Source organism: Moorena sp. SIO2C4 (assembly GCF_010672485.1).
Classification (GTDB): domain Bacteria; phylum Cyanobacteriota; class Cyanobacteriia; order Cyanobacteriales; family Coleofasciculaceae; genus Moorena; species Moorena producens.
This window is the reverse complement of the sequence record NZ_JAAHGN010001232.1, coordinates 1-2036: the sequence shown is the minus strand read 5'-3', so window position 1 is coordinate 2036 and position 2036 is coordinate 1. Positions and strand designations below refer to the sequence as shown.

General features: G+C 47.8%; 3 protein-coding genes. 2 read left to right on the top strand and 1 reads right to left on the bottom strand.

Features of this window, described 5'->3' with window-relative positions; genetic code table 11:
* On the bottom strand, window positions 1–188 hold a 188-nt coding region (locus F6K20_RS36000), incomplete at its 3' end, for an S-adenosylmethionine:tRNA ribosyltransferase-isomerase (protein WP_287298020.1).
* Between the two features lie 139 nt (window positions 189–327).
* Between F6K20_RS36000 and F6K20_RS35995 the strand changes: the two genes are divergently transcribed.
* Together F6K20_RS35995 and F6K20_RS35990 are read left to right on the top strand one after the other, a co-directional pair.
* A complete protein-coding gene (locus F6K20_RS35995) occupies window positions 328–717 on the top strand; it encodes a hypothetical protein (RefSeq protein WP_008188520.1) in 390 nt (129 codons plus the stop codon).
* 294 nt (window positions 718–1011) lie between these two features.
* Window positions 1012–2036 (top strand): 3-phosphoshikimate 1-carboxyvinyltransferase (locus F6K20_RS35990; protein ID WP_502708920.1); only part of this gene is annotated, 1025 nt, incomplete at its 3' end.

Sequence of the window (2036 nt, the reverse complement as noted above, 5' to 3'; positions counted from 1 at the left end):
AGTAGCTGAGGTAATTCCCTAAAGATGTGGTGGCTATGGTGAGTTGGTGAATCTACCACCAGCAGTTTTGAACCATCCCTCTCGCTCAAGGGTGTTTGGGCAATTTGCTCTTGGGGTAGTTCATAGTCATAGCTTGAGACTAATTGGTCGATTTGGTGCTTGGATGTCTGTTTGTCAATCCCTGTCATGCTGTTATTCCTACATTGGGGAATATCCCCTATCTAAGATCGGGGGAGTATCCCCTACCAGTTAGCAATCCTGGCTTGCGAAAATAAAGATATCGGATATGATATCAAGCCTCAGTTGGTTACTAACTAACTCCTCTCTATGGATTACCTTTACTTTTTAGCTAATGCCAGTCTAACTCTGCGAGTCGTTGAGTATCTAAAAGACTCGCCCCAGCTACCTATCAAATTTGCCACGGTGATTCATCGGATTGATGGCTGGGTGGTTAAGGTCAAGATGGACACACCTTTAACCGCTCAACAACATGGAGACTTTCGGGCTTATATGAACGAGTTGGGGATTCCCTACAGCCCTGACATTCGTGTGCAAATGGCTCTGTGGAGTCTGGAAACCGGACAGTCACCGGTAGAGGTCATGCGTCGCTACCAAGTTGCTGTGGTTTCTCATGGTAGTCCAAACCAGAGCGACATAGAAGCTTTTTGCGAACAATTTACCATGGGTTTGGGATATTGTCCAGAAACCTTGGCTTGAGCAACGCTCAATTAATGTAGGGTGGGCAGTGGATCAGTTCATGTAGGGTGGGCAGTGGATCAGACAGATAATGAAGCTGACAAAGCACCTTGCTAGGCACTGCCCACCGTAGGATTAATCACTGGAGGAAGTTCATGTAGGGTGGGCAGTGGATCAGACAGATCCAGAAACTGACCAAGCACCTTGCTAGGCACTGCCCACCGTAGGATTAATCACAACGGTGCCAGATCTCAGTAATACCTAGAATTTTGATAAAATCGGTTATGATTCAGCACGGTAATGTAACCGAAGTCTATGCCCTTGCCAGCAAATCTAGTCACCCTAACTACGACGGAAAATCAACAGACTTTAAGCATAAATCCCCCAACCTCTGGTCTATCTTTGCAGGGAGTTATCAGCATACCAGGGGATAAATCGATTTCCCACCGAGCCTTAATGTTGGGAGCGATAGCCTCAGGAAAAACTACCATTAAAGGGTTACTGTTGGGAGAAGACCCCCAAAGCACTGCTAGCTGCTTTCGTGCTTTGGGCGCAGATATCTCGGAACTTAATACTGAACAAGTGATTGTTAAGGGTATAGGACTAGGGAAACTGCAAGAACCCGTTGATGTCTTAAATGCAGGTAACTCGGGTACTACCCTACGACTGATTCTGGGACTACTCGCCTCTGCTGCTGACCGATTTTTTACTGTAACCGGTGACAAGTCTTTGCGATCGCGTCCGATGTCCCGTGTGGTGAAACCCCTACAACAAATGGGAGCAAGCATCTGGGGGCGTGAAGGTGCAACGCTCGCTCCCCTGGCCATTAAAGGCTCGGTTCTTAAACCAATTCACTACCACTCTCCCATCGCCTCAGCTCAAGTAAAATCCTGTATTATCCTCGCTGGTTTAATGACCGAAGGACAAACAACTGTCACTGAACCAGCCCTCTCCCGTGACCACAGCGAACGGATGCTCAAAGCCTTTGGAGCTCAGATTATTACTGACCCAAAAACCAATAGTGTTACGGTGACAGGACCGGCTCAGTTGCAAGGGCAAGCCGTAATTGTTCCTGGTGATATTAGCTCAGCTGCCTTTTGGTTAGTAGCCGGAGCGATTGTACCCGGTTCAGAACTGATTGTGGAAAATGTGGGTGTTAACCCTACCCGTACAGGTATTTTAGAAGCCCTATCCATGATGGGGGCTGATATTGAGCTGTTAAATCAGCGAGTAGTGGCTGGGGAGCCGGTGGCAGATTTGCGGGTACGTCACGGTAACCTCATCAAAGGATGCACCATTGCGGGTGACTTGATTCCCCGCCTGATTGATGAAATTCCGAT

Excerpts from the sequence above, each read along its gene's own strand:
- F6K20_RS35995 (WP_008188520.1), top strand. The coding sequence starts at position 328 with ATGGATTACCTTTACTTTTTAGCTAATGCCAGTCTAACTCTGCGAGTC.